This window comes from Nonomuraea sp. NPDC049378 (assembly GCF_055586745.1).
Genome location: NZ_JBVJHP010000004.1, coordinates 244,291 through 261,662 on the forward strand (window position 1 = coordinate 244,291; position 17,372 = coordinate 261,662).

Below are 17,372 nucleotides of genomic sequence, written 5' to 3' on the forward strand. Positions count from 1 at the left end.
GGTGAGACCTGTTAGCTTCCTGCGACATGCGCATCCTGCACACGTCCGACTGGCATCTCGGGCGTTCGCTCCACCGCGAGAGCCTGCTCGCGGCGCAGGCGGCGTTCGCCGACCACCTGGTGGAGACGGTGCGGGCCGAGCGGGTCGACGTCGTGGCGATCGCCGGAGACGTCTACGACCGGGCGCTGCCGCCGGTCGACGCGGTCGCGCTGCTCGACGACGCGCTCGCCCGGCTGCGCGCCGCAGGGGCGCGGGTGGTGCTGATCAGCGGCAACCACGACTCGGCGCTGCGGCTCAGGTTCGGCTCGGCGCTGTTCGAGACGGCGGGGGTGCACGTGCGCACGCGTCCCGACCAGGCGTGGGATCCGGTGCTGGTCGGCGACGTCGCCTTCTACGGCATCCCCTACCTGGAGCCCGAGCTGGTCCGGGCCGGCTGGGAGTTGCCCGACCGCAGCCACACCGCGGCGCTCACCCACGCGATGACCCGCGTCAGGGCCGACGCCGCCCGCCACCGCGCCTCGGTGGTCCTGTCGCACTGCTTCGTCACCGGCGGGCAGGCCAGCGACAGCGAGCGCGACATCAGCGTGGGCGGGGTGGCCCACGTGCCCCTGCCGGTCTTCGACGGGGTCGACTACGTCGCGCTCGGCCACCTGCACGGGCGACAGCGCATGTCAGAGACCGTGCGCTATTCAGGCTCGCCGCTGGCCTACTCCTTCTCGGAGGCCGGCCACGTCAAGGGCTCCTGGCTGGTCACGCTGGGCGGGGAGACGGAGTTCGTGGCCGCCCCCGTGCCCCGTCCCGTCGGCACCCTGAAGGGCCGCCTCGACGAGATTCTCGCCTCCCCGCTGCACGCCCGTCTCGAGGACCACTGGCTCCACGTCACGCTGACCGACGCCGTCCGGCCCAAATCCGCGATGGAGCGGCTGCGCGCCCGGTTCCCCCACACCCTCGCCCTGGCCTTCGAGCCGGACGGCGCCCTCCCCGCCGTCCGGCCCGCGCGCCTGAGCGGGCGGCCCGAGGCAGAGGTCGCCCTCGACTTCGTCCGCGAGGTGCGCGGCGAGCCTGCGGCGCCTGATGAGGAATCCCTGCTAAGACAGGCCATCGAGGCATCGAGGGTGAAGGAGACGATGGCATAGATGCGGCCGCACCGGCTCACGTTCACGGCCTTCGGGTCCTTTCCCGGCACCGAGACCGTCGACTTCGACGCCCTTGCGGAGGCCGGCCTCTTCCTCGTCCACGGGCCCACCGGGGCGGGCAAGACCACGATCCTCGACGCGCTCTGCTTCGCCCTCTACGGCCAGGTCCCCGGCCAGCGCAACAGCGCCCGCAGCCTGCGCTGCGACCACGCCCCGCGCACGACAGGGCCTGAGGTCACGCTCGAGGTGACGATCCGCGGCCGCTTACTCCGCATCCAGCGCTCACCCACCTGGCAGCGGCCCAAGCTGCGCGGCACCGGGTTCACGGAAGAGAAGGCCAAGGTCGTCGTCTCCGAGCGGCGGGGGTCGTCCTGGCAAGGGCTGACCACCCGGCTCGACGAGGCGGGGCACCTGATGGGCGAGCTGCTCGGCATGAACGCCGACCAGTTCTGCCAGGTGGCGATGTTGCCGCAGGGGGAGTTCGCCAAGTTCCTGCGGGCCGGCGGCGACGAGCGCGCCAAGCTGCTCGAACGGCTGTTCACCGTCAAGATCTTCACCCAGGCGGAGGCGTGGCTGGCCGAGCACCGCAAACAGGCCTGGCGCGCGGCCCAGGAGCTGAGGCAGCAGGTCGACTTCGCGATCAAACGCGTCGAGGAGGCCGCCGGCGACGCCGCCGACCAAGCCGGGGACGCGGAGCGGCTCACGCCGGAGGCCGACCCGTTGCGCTGGGCCGGGGCTCTGCTCGACGCCGCGCGGGCGGTCGTGCACGGCGCCACCGAGGAGCGGGCCGCAGCCGGCCAGGCGCTGCGCTCGGCCCGCCTCCGGCACGAACGGGCCGCCTCCCTGGCCGACCGCCGGCGCCGCCACGCCGAGGCGCTCACCCTCCGCCGCACCCTCGACGAGCGCGCCGACGAGAGAGCCGACCTGCAGGCCATGCTCGACGACGCCGCCAGGGCCGACCGCGTCATCCCGCTCGTCACCGCCGCCAGGCAACGCGCGGAGGCCGCCACCAAGGCCCGCACCCTGGCCGCCGACGCCCTCGCCCGGGCACGCCCCCTCCTGACCACCACCCCACCCGCCCCCGGCACGGAACGGCCGGCCCTCGGCGCTCACTCCTCCGGGCGGCCCGCCAACCACACGCCCGATCCCGTACTCCAAGGGGACGGCGCCGCGGTCTCCGGAGGGCGGGGAAGCCGTCCGGTGCACCAGGGCGACGGCGCCGCACCTTCCGGAGGGCATGAGAGCGATCCGTCGGCCGGGGCGCGCGAGGGTGTCGCGACCCCCGACGGGCGTGGGGACGCTCCCCCGGGCCCGGGGTGCCACGGGGGATCGACGGTCCCTTCGGCCGCCGAGCTGGCGGTGCTCGAACGCGAGCGGCAGGCCGAGATCGCGCGGCTGTCGGAGCTGCTCACGGAAGAGGCCAGGCTGTCGGTGGTCAGGCGTGACCTTCTGCGCGTGGAGGGGGAACTGGCCGCTCTTGTCGAGGCCGACGAGTCCGTCGCGGAGCGGCTGGCCGTCCTGCCCGGCCTCGTCGAGCGGGCCGAGCGCGTGCTCGCCGAGGCGCGTACGGACGCCGCCAGGATCCCGGCGGCGCAGGCCGTGCGCGCCGCCGCCGCCCACCTGATCGAGATCGACGACGAGCTGGCCAGGCTGGCGGCCGAGCTGGTCGAGCTGTCGGAGCGCGAGGCCGAGGTATTCGCCGCCCAGGCCGAGCTCCCAGGCCGGATCGCCGACGCGAACGCGGCCCTGGCCGACGTACGCGCGCAGGCGGCGGCCATCCCCGCGGCGACCGCGAGCCTCGACGCCGCCAGGCTCGCGCTGGAGGCCGCGCACCGCCGGGAGAGCCTCGCCGCCGAGCTGGACGCGGCCGTCGCCGCCCATCAGGTGCTGGTCGACCAGGCCCAGTCGCTGCGCGAACGGTGGCTCGACCTGCGCCAGGCCCGCATCGACGGCATGGCGGCGGAGCTGGCCCGCGACCTGGCCGACGGGCAGCCGTGCGCGGTGTGCGGTTCCGACCACCATCCCGATCCTGCCGCTCCCGCCCCGAGCGCCCCTTCGGCCGACGACGAGCACGCGGCCGAGACCGAGCACGAGGCCGCACTCGCCGAACGCGAGGCGGCGGAACGCGCGCTCGCCTCGCTGGAGTCCAGGCACGCCGACGCGGTCGAGGCCACGGGAGGCCTTGATGTGGCGGAGGCCGGGGAGCAGGTGCTGCGGGCGGAGGAGGAGGTCGCCCGTCTGGAGGCGGTGGCGGCCCGCGAGCCTGCCCTGGCGGACGCGCTCGACCGCGTCGAGACCGAACGCGAGCAGGTCGGGGACCGGGCCATGGAGATCGCGGAGACCCTCGCCGCGCACCGTGCTCACCTCACCCAGCTCCGGTCCGAACGCGCCCGCCTCCGGACCGGCCTCGCCACGACCGGCCTCGCCACGACCGGCCTCGCCACGACCGGCCTCGCCACGACCGGCGCCGCCGGACCGCCAGGGCAAGCCGGCGCCCTTCCGCGTCCAGGCGCCGCGCACAACGGCCCCGCCGCGCCGGCGGCGGCCGGTGGTCTCGCGCGTCCGGGTGCCGAGGGAGGCGACCGTGGCGCGGGGCCACGCCCTGCCGGTCAGGACACCGCTTCGAGCGAGATGGCGGGCGACGGGGGTTCCCACGGCGCGCAGGAGGTCGATGGCACGGTCGTGCTGGCCGAGGCCGAGAAGGAGCTGCGGAGGTTGCGGGAGTCGGCCGGGCGGGAGAACGAGCTGGCCAGGGAGGCGGCGCGGCTCCATCGTGAACGGCAGGACCAGGAGGAGGAGCGCCGCAGGGTCGGCGCGAGGCTGGCGGCCTGCCGCACGAGACACGAGGAGCTGAGCGGTGACGCCGGAAGGCTCGGGGCGCGCCTGGACGCGGCGCGGGGCGGCGACCCGACCCTGACCGCCCGCCTGGCCAGGCTCGGCGACGAGGCCGAGCTGCTGCGGGAGGCCCGCGAGGCCACGCAGGCGGCGGCAGCGGCCCATGACGAGCTGAACAGAGCCCGGCAGGCGGCGGAAGAGGCGGCGGCCGAGGCCGGATTCGCGGACGTCGCGGAAGCGGAGGCGGCGGCCAGGAGCCCGGACGAGCGGGAGCGCAAGGCGGAGCTGCTGCGCCGCCTCGACGACGAGCACGCCGCCGTCATGAGCACCCTGGCCGACCCCGAGCTGGTCGCCGCCGCGGCCCAACCCGCGCCCGACCTGGCCGCGATCGAGGCGGAACGCGACGCCCTGGAGGAGACGCACACGCGGCTGTCGAGCGTTCGCGACGGGGCCGTGGCGAGGGTGGCACGGCTGGAGGAGCTGTACGGCGAGCTGGCCGGCCGGCTCGAACGCTGGCGCCCGGCCGCCGACCGGCACCGCCTGGCGGAGCGGCTGGCGGCGCTGGCCGGCGGCACGTCCGGCGACAACCGGTGGAGCATGAGCCTGTCGTCGTTCGTGCTGGGCGAGCGGCTGCGGCAGGTCGTGGACGCCGCGAACGAACGCCTCGACCACATGTCGGGCGGGCGCTACCTGCTACGCCACGACCTGCGGAAGACGGCGGGGTCCCGGGCGCGCTCCGGCGGCGGGCTGGGGCTGCGGGTGGCCGACGGCTGGACCGGCGTCGACCGCGATCCGGCGACGCTGTCCGGGGGCGAGAGCTTCATCACCTCGCTCGCCCTGGCGCTGGGCCTGGCCGACGTCGTCACGGCGGAGGCCGGTGGCGCGGAGCTCGGCATGCTCTTCGTGGACGAGGGCTTCGGCACCCTCGACGAGGACACCCTCGACAGCGTCCTCGACATCCTCGACGGGCTGCGCGACGGAGGGCGGGCGGTGGGCATCGTCAGCCACGTCGCCGAGCTCAGGTCCCGGATCCCCGCCCAGCTCAAGGTCACCAAGACCCGCACCGGATCCACCCTGGCCCCGGTGCGCGCCGGCTGAGACCGTCCCCCAGCCCGGCGCCGGGCGGCGCCGGGCTGGGCTCATGTCCCGCTGCCCACGGGGACCGGGCGGGCGACGGCGGCCAGCCGGGCGGCCACGCGGGACAGGTCGAGCCCGTTGGCCTCCTCCACCCGGGCGACCGCCGCGGCGGGCACCGCGGCGATGCCGTTGAGCGCGCCCGCGACCGCGGCGGCCATGCAGCCGACCGTGTCGGAGTCGCCGCCCGCGGTGGCAGCGGCGACCGCGGTCCGGAACGGGTCGCCGCCGGCCGCCACCAGCAGGCCGATGGCCGCCGGGCAGGCCTCGGCCGCGGGCAGGCCGGTGCCGATGACGGAGGCGATCCGCTCGATGGCGTCGTCCAGGTCGCGGGACTGCACGGCGAGCGTGACGGCGAGGTCGATGCGCTGGGCGACGGAGGGGCCGGGGACGTGCCGGCCCTGCTCGCCGCCGAGGGCCTCGCCGAGTTCGGCGCCGCGCCGCGCCGCCCGTACGACCTGGAACAGGTCGGCGCCGTCCACGCAGGCGGCGGCGGTCGCGGCGGCGATGGCCGCGGCTCCGGCGACGCCGATGTTCGTGTGGTGACTCGGCACGCACGTCAGGTGTGCCGCGCGGACGGCGCCCTCGACGTCACCGGGGTGCACCAGGCCGGCGGGGGCGACCCTCATGGCGCCGCCGTTGCTGGCGCCCTCGCTCATGACGCGTCCCGCCTTGCCCACCTCCCAGGGGTCGTCCCCGGCCTTGAGGCGTTCGATGGCCTTGCGCGTGGTCGGGCCGGCGAAGTGGGGATAGTAGGAGGGGTTGCCTGACCAGCCGATGAGCAGGCGCGCCATGACCTCGGGGGTGACCTCCCCGTCGTGCTCGGCGAACGCCTCGGCGAGCAGCAACATCTGGCTGGAGTCGTCGGTGATCTGGGCCGGCCCGCGCCCGACCGCGTACGGCGCGTCGGGCAGCGGCGCGTGGAAGCTCTCGACCCTGCGGCCGAACAGTTCCCGGATCTCCGGGATGGAGCGTTCCTCGGTGGGCGCGCCGAGGGCGTCGGCGATGCAGGCGGCGGCCAGGCTGCCGTGGATGCGGTCGAGAAGTGTGGTCATCGGATTCCTTGTGGACGGGGTGCGGCGTCGAGGGTGACGTTCCGCAGGGACGTCTCGAGGCCGGTGCCGGCGTCGAGGTAGGCGCGCGAGCCGAGGCGGCCCACGCAGAGGGAGGCGGTGGCGACGCCGGCGCGCAGGCTGCCGGCGAGGGAGCGCCCGAGGATCCAGGACCCGGTGAACGCCCCGGCCAGGGCGTCTCCGGCGCCGGTCGTGTCGACGACCTCGGCCTCCGGCCCGCGCGCGTGCCAGCTTTCGTCCCGGCTGTGGCAGGCCGCGCCGTTGCGCCCGCCGGTCACCACGACGACGGACGCGCCGGCGGAGATGAGCAGCTCGGCGCAGCGCCCGGGGTCGCCGCCGGCCAGCACCTCGACCGCGCCCTGGTTGCAGAAGACGAGGTCGCTGGCGTGGGCGAGGTCGAGCGTCCTGTCCAGGCGCCCGGTGACGGCGTCGGGTTCGAGGTCGACGGCCACGGCCGCGCCGTTCGCTCGGGCCCGGGTGGCGAGGTCGAGCGCCCAGTCCAGGTCGTCGGCCAGCGGGGCGACGACCCGCGCCGTACGGAGCAGGTCGTCGGAAACCTGTCCCGTGGCCGGGATCTTGACCTCGGTCACCGCTCCGACGAGGGACTTCTCGCCGGTGTCGTCGAGCTGGACCACGCAGAACCAGGTGTGCCCGCCGGCGACGGTGACGCTCGCGGAGACGTCCACGCCGTGGGCGGCCAGCCGGTCCAGCGCCTGGCGGCCGGGCTCGTCGGAGCCTACGGCGGTGACCAGGCCGCTGCGGGCTCCGGCGAACCGCGCGGCGGCGGCCAGGTTGGCGCTCATGCCCCCGCCCTGGATGCTCAGCAGCCGCCCGATCGCCTTGCCGTCGGCGGTGGCGATGTGGGGCACCCGGACGAAGTAGTCGACGCTGGCGTCTCCGACCGCCAGCACGTCCAGCGGCCGCGGGTTCGTGGCGGTCATCCGGGAGCCCTCCGGCTGAGGAGGTTGTTCAGCAGGGCGGCGCCGACCAGGACCAGGCCGAGGATGCCGGTCTGCACGGAGTTGCCGACCTGGGCCAGCTGCAGCCCCCAGGACAGCACCACCACGACGACGAGCGCCAGCAGGACGCCGCTGAGGTGCCCGCGGCCGCCGAAGATGTGGATGCCGCCCAGCACCGCGATGGTGATCGCCTGCAGCTCCATCCCGAGGCCGGCGCTGGGCCGGGCCGTGAGCAGCCACGCGTTGGTCACCACGGCGCCGAGCGCGGCCAGCGCGCCGGACAGGCAGTACAGCCGGAACCTGAGCTTGTCCACGTCGACCCCGGCCAGGGCCGCGGCCCGGTCGCTGGTGCCGATCTGGTGCAGCCGCCGGCCGAAGGCGGTGCGGTTCTGCGCCCAGATGGCCACGGCGAACGCGGGAGCCAGCACCAGGAGCACCTGCGCGGGCACGCCGAGGATCGCGGTCTGCCCGAGGGCGGCGAAGCCCTCCCGGTTGAACCCGCCGAGCTGGCCTCCGTGGGTCAGCACCTGGGCGAGCGCGCCGTACAGGAAGAGCGTGCTCAGCGTGACGATCAGCGGGGGCAGGCCCAGCCGGGCGATCATGAAGCCGTTGACGGAGCCGAGCAGCGCGCCGAAGGCGACGGTCACCAGCGCGGCCAGCCACGGGCTGAGCCCGAGGTTCTGGGCGAGCAGGCCCATGACGATGCCCGACAGGCTCAGCGCGGACCCGACGGACAGGTCGATGCCGCCCCGGCCGCCGAGGATGACCAGCGACACGCCGAGGGCCAGCAGGCCGATGACCGCGCCGTACTGCGTCATCGCCAGCAGGTTGCCCACCTCGAGGAAGTACGGCGACAGCAGGCTCATCAGCGCGCCGAGGGCGACGATGAGCACGGCGAGGAACACCCTGCGATCGCTCACGCGGTCCCGCATGGACCGCCGGGGCAGGGCTCCCGTTGTCATTTCTTCGCTCCGATCCGCTTGTCGAGGGTGCGCCGGGTCAGCACGTCGAAGGCCACCGCGAGGGCGACGGCCGCCCCGACCAGCACGCCGTTCCACAAGGGCGGCACGCCCATCAGGACGACGCCGTTCTGCAGCAGCGCGATGAAGGCCAGGCCGCCGAGGGTGCGCAGCACGCCGCCCTCACCGCCGAGGATGCTGGTGCCGCCGACGACCACGGCGGCGATCGCGGGGAGGGTGAGCTCGTTGCCGGCCGTGGCCTGGACGACGCCCACCCTGCCCACGTAGATGAGCGCCGCGACGCCGACGAGGACGCCCACGAGCACGTACGCCGCGAACGCCGTCCGGCCGACGGGTACGCCGAGCAGCCGCGCGCCCTCCGCGTCGTTGCCGATGGCGAACAGTCGCCGGCCGAACACCCGGTGCCGCAGCACGTACGCCAGCACGCCGAACACGGCCAGCACGACCAGGCCCACCAGGGGGATTCCGCCGGCGCGGGCCGGGCCGAGCGCGGGCACGACGGGGCCGGCGAAGACGTCGGTGCTGTTCCAGAGGACGAACAGCACGGTCTTGAAGACGGCGGCGGTGCCCAGCGTGGTGATGATGGGGGAGATCCGCCCGCCGACGACCAGGCCGCCGTTGATCGCGCCGAGCGCGCCGCCGAGCAGCACGGAGATCACGACGACGAGCGGGGGCGGCATGCCGGCGACGACGAGCGTGGCGCCGACCCACGCGACCACGCCGAGCATCGGCCCGACGGACACGTCGATTCCGGCCAGCAGGACGACCAGCGTCACGCCGGCGGCCAGCAGCGCCAGGTCGGCCGAGTTGATCACCACGTTGGCGAGGTTGGCCGCGGACAGGAAGCCGGGGGCGGCCACGGTGAAGAAGATCACTTCCGCGATCAGGAGGATCGGCAGCAGCGCGTTGCGCAGGAGGACCAGCATCCGCGCGGAGGGCGCGAACGCGGAGGGGACGGTGGTCGTGGTCACCGGTTCACCCCCATCGTGGCGCGCAGCACCGCGTCCTCGGTCAGGTCGTCGCCGCTCAGCTCGGCGGCCATGCGGCCCTCCCGCATGACGTAGACGCGGTCGGAGACGGCGAGGAGCTCCGGCAGGTCGCTGGAGACGACCAGCACCGCGGTGCCGTCGCGGGCCACCTCGACGAGGCGCTGCTGGATGTCGGTCTTGGTGGCCACGTCGATGCCCCGGGTCGGCTCGTCCAGGATGAGGATCTTGGGTTCTGTGGCGAGCTGCCGGGCGAACAGCGTCTTCTGCTGGTGGCCGCCGGACAGGCCGGTGACGGGGAAGGCGGGTGACGGGGCCTTGATGCGCAGCCGGTCGATCCACGAGGTCGCGAGCTCGCGCTCCTCGGCGCGGCGGATGACGCCGAGCCGGCCCAGCAGGTCCGGCAGCTTGACGGCCGTGATGTTGCTGAGGGTGTCCATGCCGGGGAAGATGCCGAGCGTCTTGCGGTCCTCCGGCAGGTAGGCGATGCCGCGGGCCATGGCGTCGCGCGGGCCGCGCGGCGTGTGCGGCTCGCCGTCCACCCGCATGGTTCCCGCGCTGGGGCGCAGCACGCCGAAGACGGTCAGCGCCAGCTCGGTACGCCCGGCTCCGACGAGTCCATACAGGCCGACCACCTCGCCGCCGCGCACGGTCAGGTCGACGTCCGACACGGCTCCCGGCACGGTGAGCCCCGAGGTCTCCAGCATGACCGGCCCGGGCCGGGCGGGTGAGCGGCTGATGGCGGAGTTGACCGGTCGGCCGGACATCATCTCCAGGATCCTGTCGTGGTCGGCCTCCGAGGCGGGCAGGTCGCCGGCGAGCCTGCCGTCCTTCAGGACGATGAACCGGTCCGCGACGTGCTCGAGCTCCTCGAAGCGGTGGGTGATGTACAACACGCCCACCCCGGCCTCGGAGAGCCGCTGCACGATGAGGAACAACCTGCGGACCTCGGCGTCGGTCAGGATCGAGGTGGGCTCGTCCAGGATCAGCACCTTGGCTTCGACGTCGACCGCCCGGGCGATCAGCGCCAGCTGCTGTTCGGCCAGGCTGAGCGCGTCCATGCGCCGGGTCAGCAGTTCCACGGGGACGTCGAGCCGCCGGAACAGCTCCTCGCCCCTCCCGCGCATCCGGCGCCAGTCGACCTGGCCCGCGCGGTCGCGGGGCTCGCGGCCGACGTAGAGGTTCTCCAGCACCGACAGCCGGGGGAAGAACGACGGCTCCTGGTAGACGACGCTGACGCCGCCGGCCAGCGCGCCCCCCGGGGAGGCCGGCCGGTGCGGTGCGCCGTCGAGCACCATCGCGCCGCCGTCGGGCGGATACACGCCAGCGATGATCTTGATGAGGGTGGACTTGCCGGCGCCGTTCTCACCGAGCACCGCGAGCCGCTCGCCCGCCCCCAGCGTGAAGCCGACGTCGTCGAGTGCGGTGGTGGCTCCGAAGCTCTTGGACAGGCCGGACACCGAGAGGATGGGCCGCACGTCGCTCCTAGTAGTCATACTGGGCGATGTTCGCCTTGGTGAAGACCATCGGCGGGCCCATGACGAGCGTCGTGGTCGCCGCGGAATACTCGACGGGGTCCTTCAGCCCCGGCACGGTGTTCTTCGGGGCGAACTCCTTGCCGTCCATGAGCTGCTTCATCGCCCAGACGGTCAGCACGCCCAGGTTCGGCACGTCCCAGAGCACGGTGGAGCTCATCACCCCGGACTCGACGTACGGGCGCGCCGTCCGCGGCGAACCGAAACCGGAGACCGCCACCTTTCCCGTCTTGCCGGCGTTCTGGACGGCCTGCGCCACTCCGGGGACCGCGGTCGACGGCACCGCGATGATCGCCTTGAGATCGGGGTAGGCGGTCATCAGGTCCTGCGCCTCTTTGAGCGCCTGCGCGGTGTCGGTGGTGTAGCGCACGCCGCCCACCAGTTCCATGGCGGAGTAGGTGGACTCCTGCCGCTTGCGCGCCTCGGCCACCCAGCTGTTGAACGTCTGCGTGTCGGCCGCCCCCGACACGATGCCGTACTTGCCCGTGCCGCCCATGGCCTTGGCGATCTCGTCCATCACGGTCGCGCCGAGCGCGGCGTCGGAGGCCTGCTGCACGAACACCTGGCGTTCGCTGTCGGGCGCGTCGGCGTCGGAGGTGACCACGACGATGCCCTTCTTCCGCGCGGCCGCGATCGCCGGGTTCATCGACCGGGGGTCGAGCGGGGACACCGCGATCGCGTCGTAGCCCTGCTGGACGAGGCTGTTGAAGATGCGCAGCTGCTCGGTGGCGTCCGCGGTGGAGGGCCCCGCCTGGGTGTACGACATGCCGAGCGACTTCGCCGTCTTCTCCGCGCCCTCCTTGAAGGCGGAGAAGTAGGGTACGCCCTCCACCTGGGAGACGAAGGCCACCTTGGGCCCCTCGCCGTCACCGGTGCTGGGAGCGGCGCTCTGGCCGGCCGGCCCTCCCACGGTCGAACAGGCCGCCAGGGCGACGGCCGTGCAGATGGCCACGAGCCCGGCACTGATGTTTCGCATATCGCATCCCGAGGAGACGAACGGACAGGTCTGTAGGCGCGCCCCCTTATTCGCCCGACGCGGCCACCGTAAGAATTAGTACCAACGAGTGTCAAGAGTTGTAGGTACAAATCTGGATGTTGTTGGTATATGTTGTGCATGGAGCTGGTTGACTGGTACTTCGGTCTGCGCCGGGTTCGCGAGCGAGGGGAGATGGGCCCGCATGACCAAGCGCCATGCGCACGAGATCGTGGCTGATTCGCTGCGCACGCACATCCTCGAAGGCCGCTACAAACCGGGGCAGCGCCTGCCGTCGGAGGAGGCGCTCACCGACGAGTACGGCGTCAGCCGCAACACCGTGCGGGTGGCGCTGAACCACCTCGCCGCGGCCAACCTGATCACCCGGCGCCGCGGATCCGGCAGCTACGTCAACGCCGACCTCGGCATCAGCCACTCCCTCGGCAACCTGCGCAGCTTCACCGTGCTCCTGCGCGACCTGGGCCTGCAGCCGGGCATCACCGAGGTCGAGGTGCGCCTCGACCCCAGCCCTCCCCTGGAGATCCTCGGGTTCCTCCCCTCCGAGGTCGCCTGGCTGGTCCGCAGGGTGCGGACGGGCTCGGGCTCGCCCTTCGCCCTGCTCGACTCGTGGCTTCCCGACCGCATCGGCTCGCGGATCGACCCGGAGGCCCTGACCCGCCGCCAGTCCCTGTACGCCTCACTCGCGGAAGACCTCGACATCAGGGTCGCCGAGGCCACGGAGAGCATCCACGCCGAGGCCGCCGACGAGCGCGAGGCCCGTGTCCTCGACGTCCCGGTCGGCAGCCCGATCATCGTCATCAGGCGGTGGACCTATGACCGCGCGGGCAGGCCCGTCGAATACACCCGGTCGGCCGCCCGCGGTGACCGCTACCGGTACGTGGTCAAGCTCCGCGCCTGACGGCGGCGCGCCTGTGACGTCTGCTCAGCCGAGCGACGTGATCAGCCGCGGCAGGGTCGCCGGGTCGTGGAAGAGCGTGGCGCCCAGGCCCGCGAGGCGGCCGGCGGGGGTGAAGCCGCCGGCGTAGGCCAGGCAGCGCATGCCCGCGCTCATCGCCGCCGTCACCCCGAACGGGCTGTCCTCCACCACCACGCACCGCTCCGGCGGCACCCCCATCGTGTCCGCCGCGTGCAGGAACAGGTCGGGCGCCGGCTTGCCCCTGGCCACGTCCTCGGCGCTGAACACCCGTCCGTCGAACCATTTGGCCAGCCCCGTGAGCTCCAGGCTGCGGCGGATCGTGGTGTGCCGGCCGTTGGAGGCCACGCAGGCCGGCACCGTGAGCTGGTCGATCGCCGCCTCGATGCCCTCGATGGCCCGCAGCTCCGCCATCATCGCGGCCTTGTGCTCGGCGTTGAGCTGCTCGCGCCAGCCCGGTGGCGTCTCGCCGACCTGCTCGGCCCAGTATTCGTTGGTGCAGCCCACGAAACGCTCGGCGTACTCCGCCTCGTCGATCGTCCAGCCCAGACGCCGCAGCGCGGCGGTGCCCACGCGCGTGGCGATGGGCTCGCTGTCCACGAGCACGCCGTCGCAGTCGAAGATGACCAGGTCGATGGCCAAGCCTGCTCCTTTCCCGGGGAGGTCCGGCTACGAACCTATCTGATGTGACATAGCGCCAGGTGATAGCGTTCGCGTATCGCTTCACAAGACGCCCGTCCGCATAGTGAGACCCGTATGACGACATCCCCCCAGACCGTGGCCCCCAGCAGGTCAAGGGTCGCGGCAGCCAGCCTCATCGGCACCGCGATCGAGTTCTACGACTTCTACATCTACGGCACCGCCGCGGCCCTCGTGCTGAACGCCGCCTTCTTCCCCGACCTCGACCCGGTGGCGGGCACCCTGGCGTCGTTCTCGACGTTCGCCGTCGCCTTCATCTCGCGCCCGCTCGGCTCGGCGGTGTTCGGGCACTGGGGCGACCGGATCGGCCGCAAGTCCATGCTCGTCGTGTCGCTGCTGGTGATGGGCCTGTCAACGGTGGCGATCGGGCTGCTGCCCGGATACGCGGCGATCGGCGTCATGGCGCCCGTGCTGCTGGTGTTGTTGCGGTTCACGCAGGGCATCGGCCTCGGCGGCGAGTGGGGTGGGGCGGCGCTGCTGGCCACCGAGCACGCGCCGCCCGGCAAGCGCGGGCTCTACGCGATGTTCCCGCAGCTCGGCCCGTCGGTCGGCTTCATCGTGGCCAACGGGCTGTTCCTCGTGCTCGGCGAGACGCTCAGCGACGACGCGTTCGGGAGCTGGGGGTGGCGGCTGCCGTTCGTGGCGAGCCTGCTGCTCGTGATCGTCGGTCTCTACGTACGGCTGAAGATCTCCGAGACGCCCGTCTTCCAGAAGGCCATGGACCAGCGGCGCATCGCCAAGGTGCCGTTCGCCGGGCTCATGCGGCAGCAGTGGCGGCGGGTGCTGCTCGGCGCCGGCGCCATGACCATCGCGTACACGCTCTTCTACACCGCCACCACCTACTGCCTGGCGTACGGGACCAGCGAGCTGGAGATCCCGAAGACCACGATGCTCGCGCTCACCATGATCGGCGTCGTGTTCATGGCGGCGGGCACTGTGGTCTCGGCGATGGTCTCCGACCGGCTGGGCCGGCGCCGCACCCTGATCGCGGGCACCGGCGTGGCCGTTGTGTGGGGACTGGTGATGTTCCCGCTGATGGAGACCAGGTCCGTCTTCCTCACCGGCCTTGCGCTGGCCGGGGCGCTGGCGCTGATGGGATTGATCTTCGGGCCGATGGGGGCGTACCTGCCCGAGCTGTTCAGGACCGAATACCGCTACAGCGGCGCGTCCGTCGCCTACAGCCTCGGCGGTGTGCTCGGCGGCGCGGTGCCGCCGCTGGTCGCCACCGGCATGCAGGCCGGCGGCATGGGAGCGCTGGCGGTCGGCGGCTACGTGTCGGCGATGGCGCTGCTGAGCCTGCTCTGCCTGCTCGCCCTGCCCGAGACGGGCGACGAATCCCTATGAAACCAACAAATCGCGGCGGCGGGCTCGGTAACATGAGGGTCATCAACACGGCGGTCGAACAGAGCCGTGGCGCCCACGGCCGCGCTGACTTCACGGGCCGCTTGAAGGAGTCAGCCCGTGAAGTCAGCGCGGCCGGAACGCCTCAACCGCTCTCGTAACCCGGGAAGAGCAGAGCCAGCTCCCGCGGGTACGCCCCGATCAGGCGCAGCTCGTCGTCCGTGAGCGGCCTGCCCGTCATCGCGTTGCAGAGCTGCACCAGCCGGAAGGCCAGCTCCTCGTCGGGCGTCTCGATCCCCAGCCCGTCCATGACGTGCCCGAACCCGGCCTTGCCGCCGTACTCGCCGGTCAGCACCACCCGCCCGCTCCTCGCGTGCCAGTCCTCGGGGAACGGCCCCAGCGTCGCCTCGTCGTACAGCTCGTAGTTGCCGTGGTCCTTCAGCGCGCCGTCGGCGTGGATGCCCGACTCGTGCGCGAACGCGTTGCGCCCCACCCCCACCTGGTTGTACGGCAGCGGCTGCCCCAGCGCGTAGCTCGCCCACAACCCGAACCTGCGGGCCCACGACAGGTCGAGCGCGTCGCCGATCTCGGCGTCGAGCCCGAAGCCGTGCTCGAAGGCCAGGATGGTGGAGAGCAGGTCGGCGTTCCCCGAGCGCTCGCCGACGCCGTTCACGCACGTGTTGATCCACGCGTCCTGCCCCGCGTCGAGATCGCCCAGAGCGCCCGAGACCGAGTTGGCCACGGCCATGCCGAGGTCGTTGTGGCAGTGGGTCTCGACCGGCATCGCGGTCGCCGCGGCCAGCTCGGCGAAGCGCTCGCGGATCCGGCCGGGCGTGTCACCGCCGATCGTGTCGCAGTAGCGCACGCGGTCGGCGCCCGCCTCCTTGGCCGCCAGGGCGAACTCCAGCAGGAAGGCGTCGTCCGTACGCGAGCCGTCCTCGGCGTTCACCCCCACGGTCAGCGCGCCCCCGGCCTTGGCCGCGCGGACCGCGGCCGCCATCTCCCTGAGGATCGCCTCCCTGTCCAGGCGGCCGCGGAACTTGTTCTGGATCATGTAGTCGGACGTCGAGATGGACAGGTTGTAGTGCTTCAGCCCGAGCGGCGCCGCCTTCTCCACGTCCTGCGGCACGCCCCGGCACCAGCCGGACAGCCGCAGCTCACCGAACGCCCCGGCCTCGGCCAGCGCCACCTGCGCCCTGACGTACGGGACCTCGTGGAAGAGGAACGGGAAACCGATCTCGGACTGAGCCACGCCGAGCCTGGCCAGATAGAAGTTGACCATGGTCTTGCCGAACTTCGACAGGCCGGTGCGTGCGGTCTGCACGCCGTCCCGGTTGGTGACATCAAGGAAATGAACGTTGGGCATGCCCTCACGTTGACATGGTTGCTCAACGTGTATCAATATTGATTTTCGTCAACATGCCGGAGGGCTTCCCCGCGATGGAGTGGATCGACGCGGCCACGGCCGCCGAACGGCTCGGCGTCAAACCCGCCACGCTGTACGCGTACGTGAGCAGGGGAGTGCTGCGCCGGCGGCACGGCGACGACGGGCGGCGCAGCCTCTTCTCCGCCGAGGAGGTCGAACGCCTCGCCCGCCGCGGCCGCCCCCGCAACCAGCCGCCCGAGCTCGTGATCGAGTCGGCCGTCACCGCCCTCGGCGTCGACCGGCCCTACTACCGGGGGCGCGACGTGCTGGAACTCGCCGCGACCAGCGGCTTCGAGACGGTCGCCGCATGGCTCTGGACCGCCGGCCCCGCCCTCCCGCGCCAGCGGCCCGCACCCGCCGGCTCCCCTGCGGGAAGCGGCGGTCACGGCGAGGAGCCTGCGGCGCCCTCCGGCGGCGCGGTGTGGCGGTGCGAGCCGCAGGCGCTGCGGGCCGCCGTCGCCGCCCAGCAAGGGCTGCCGGAGGACCTGCTGCCGCTCGATCGCCTCCAGGTGATCGCCACCGTGCTGGGCGCCTCCGACCCCCTCCGCCACCAGCTCGATCCCGCCTCCGTGAGCGACACGGGCCGCCGCCTGATCGCCGGCCTGGTCGACGCCATGCCGCGGCTCAGCGAGCCCCAGGGCGAGTCGATCGCCCAGCGCCTGTGGTCCCGCCTGTGCCCGGCGCCGCCCGCTCCCGGCCTGCTCCACGCCCTCCAGGCGGCGCTGGTGCTGCTCGCCGACCACGAACTGGCCGCCTCCACGCTGGCCGCCAGGGTCGCCGCCTCCGCGCGGGCGGACCCGTACGCCGTGGTCCTGACCGGCCTCGGCGTGCTGGGCGGCCCGTTGCACGGCGGTGCTTCGTACGGCGCGGAGCGCCTGCTCGCCGAGGTCGCCGAGCCACGCCAGGCCGCGCGCGCGATCACCGATCGCCTGCGCCGCGGCGAACGTGTCCCCGGCTTCGGCCACAGCGTCTACACCAACGGCGACGGCCGCGGCGGTGCCCTGCTGGACCTGGTCAAGGAGGCCGCGCCGGAGCACGAGCGGATCGCCGCGGGACAGGCCGTGCTGGCCGAGATGCGCCGCAGGCGGCTGCCCGAGCGCAACATCGACTTCTCCCTCGCCATCCTGGCCGCCGTCAGCGGCATGGTGAGCGGCGCGGGCGAGGCGATCTTCGCGGTCGCCAGGGCGGCGGGCTGGCTCGCGCACGCCATGGAGGAGTACGAGCGCGGCACCCTCCTCCGCCTGCGCGCCTCCTACACCGGCCCGCCGATCACCTGACGTCGGCCGGGTGGTCATGCAGCGATCAGGACGGGTTTAATGCCTATGAACCAGATGTGCCAAAGGTGAGCAACCAGACTGGAG

Annotated in this window: 13 protein-coding genes; 5 read left to right on the forward strand and 8 right to left on the reverse strand. The window is 73.2% G+C overall.

Annotated features, from left to right (window positions below):
• Positions 1-26 precede the first annotated feature (26 nt).
• A complete protein-coding gene (locus ACZ6SA_RS11135; protein WP_465827624.1) occupies positions 27-1,136 on the forward strand; it encodes an exonuclease SbcCD subunit D in 1,110 nt (369 codons plus the stop codon).
• The gene (locus ACZ6SA_RS11140) at positions 1,137-5,069 is read left to right on the forward strand and encodes an AAA family ATPase (protein WP_465827626.1); all 3,933 of its coding nucleotides are present in this window, start codon (positions 1,137-1,139) and stop codon (positions 5,067-5,069) included.
• A gap of 41 nt (positions 5,070-5,110) precedes the next feature.
• On the opposite strand, the gene ACZ6SA_RS11145 is transcribed toward ACZ6SA_RS11140, so the two are convergent.
• From ACZ6SA_RS11145 to ACZ6SA_RS11170, 6 genes are read right to left on the reverse strand one after another with little or no spacing between them, the layout of a single operon-like run.
• Positions 5,111-6,160, reverse strand: a complete 1,050-nt coding sequence (locus tag ACZ6SA_RS11145; protein WP_347644193.1) for an ADP-ribosylglycohydrolase family protein — start codon at positions 6,158-6,160, stop codon at positions 5,111-5,113.
• Complete coding sequence (locus ACZ6SA_RS11150; protein WP_465827627.1) at positions 6,157-7,119, reverse strand: carbohydrate kinase family protein; 963 nt, start codon at positions 7,117-7,119, stop codon at positions 6,157-6,159. The genes ACZ6SA_RS11145 and ACZ6SA_RS11150 overlap by 4 nt, the downstream gene beginning before the upstream one ends.
• Positions 7,116-8,057, reverse strand: coding sequence for an ABC transporter permease (locus ACZ6SA_RS11155; RefSeq protein ID WP_465827629.1), 942 nt, complete (start codon positions 8,055-8,057; stop codon positions 7,116-7,118). Before ACZ6SA_RS11155 ends, ACZ6SA_RS11150 begins: the two co-directional genes overlap by 4 nt.
• Before the next feature lie 38 nt (positions 8,058-8,095).
• Positions 8,096-9,088 (reverse strand): ABC transporter permease, encoded by a 993-nt coding sequence (locus ACZ6SA_RS11160; RefSeq protein WP_465827630.1) that lies wholly within the window; start codon positions 9,086-9,088, stop codon positions 8,096-8,098.
• The gene (locus tag ACZ6SA_RS11165) at positions 9,085-10,581 is read right to left on the reverse strand and encodes a sugar ABC transporter ATP-binding protein (RefSeq protein WP_465827632.1); all 1,497 of its coding nucleotides are present in this window, start codon (positions 10,579-10,581) and stop codon (positions 9,085-9,087) included. Before ACZ6SA_RS11165 ends, ACZ6SA_RS11160 begins: the two co-directional genes overlap by 4 nt.
• A gap of 7 nt (positions 10,582-10,588) precedes the next feature.
• The gene (locus tag ACZ6SA_RS11170; protein ID WP_347644188.1) at positions 10,589-11,614 is read right to left on the reverse strand and encodes an autoinducer 2 ABC transporter substrate-binding protein; all 1,026 of its coding nucleotides are present in this window, start codon (positions 11,612-11,614) and stop codon (positions 10,589-10,591) included.
• A 202-nt stretch (positions 11,615-11,816) separates the two neighbouring features.
• On the opposite strand from ACZ6SA_RS11170, the gene ACZ6SA_RS11175 reads away from it, so the two are divergent.
• Entirely contained in the window at positions 11,817-12,530 is a 714-nt protein-coding gene (locus ACZ6SA_RS11175; RefSeq protein ID WP_347644187.1) for a GntR family transcriptional regulator, read from the forward strand.
• A 24-nt stretch (positions 12,531-12,554) separates the two neighbouring features.
• Here the strand turns inward: ACZ6SA_RS11175 and ACZ6SA_RS11180 are convergent, their stop codons facing one another.
• A complete protein-coding gene (locus tag ACZ6SA_RS11180) occupies positions 12,555-13,187 on the reverse strand; it encodes an HAD family hydrolase (RefSeq protein ID WP_347644186.1) in 633 nt (210 codons plus the stop codon).
• A gap of 114 nt (positions 13,188-13,301) precedes the next feature.
• Between ACZ6SA_RS11180 and ACZ6SA_RS11185 the strand changes: the two genes are divergently transcribed.
• Positions 13,302-14,588 (forward strand): MFS transporter, encoded by a 1,287-nt coding sequence (locus tag ACZ6SA_RS11185; RefSeq protein WP_465827634.1) that lies wholly within the window; start codon positions 13,302-13,304, stop codon positions 14,586-14,588.
• Between the two features lie 142 nt (positions 14,589-14,730).
• Here ACZ6SA_RS11185 and ACZ6SA_RS11190 read toward each other — a convergent pair whose 3' ends face one another.
• Entirely contained in the window at positions 14,731-15,951 is a 1,221-nt protein-coding gene (locus ACZ6SA_RS11190) for a LeuA family protein (RefSeq protein ID WP_465827635.1), read from the reverse strand.
• A 53-nt stretch (positions 15,952-16,004) separates the two neighbouring features.
• On the opposite strand from ACZ6SA_RS11190, the gene ACZ6SA_RS11195 reads away from it, so the two are divergent.
• Positions 16,005-17,288, forward strand: a complete 1,284-nt coding sequence (locus ACZ6SA_RS11195; protein WP_465827636.1) for a citrate/2-methylcitrate synthase — start codon at positions 16,005-16,007, stop codon at positions 17,286-17,288.
• Positions 17,289-17,372: the final 84 nt, after the last annotated feature.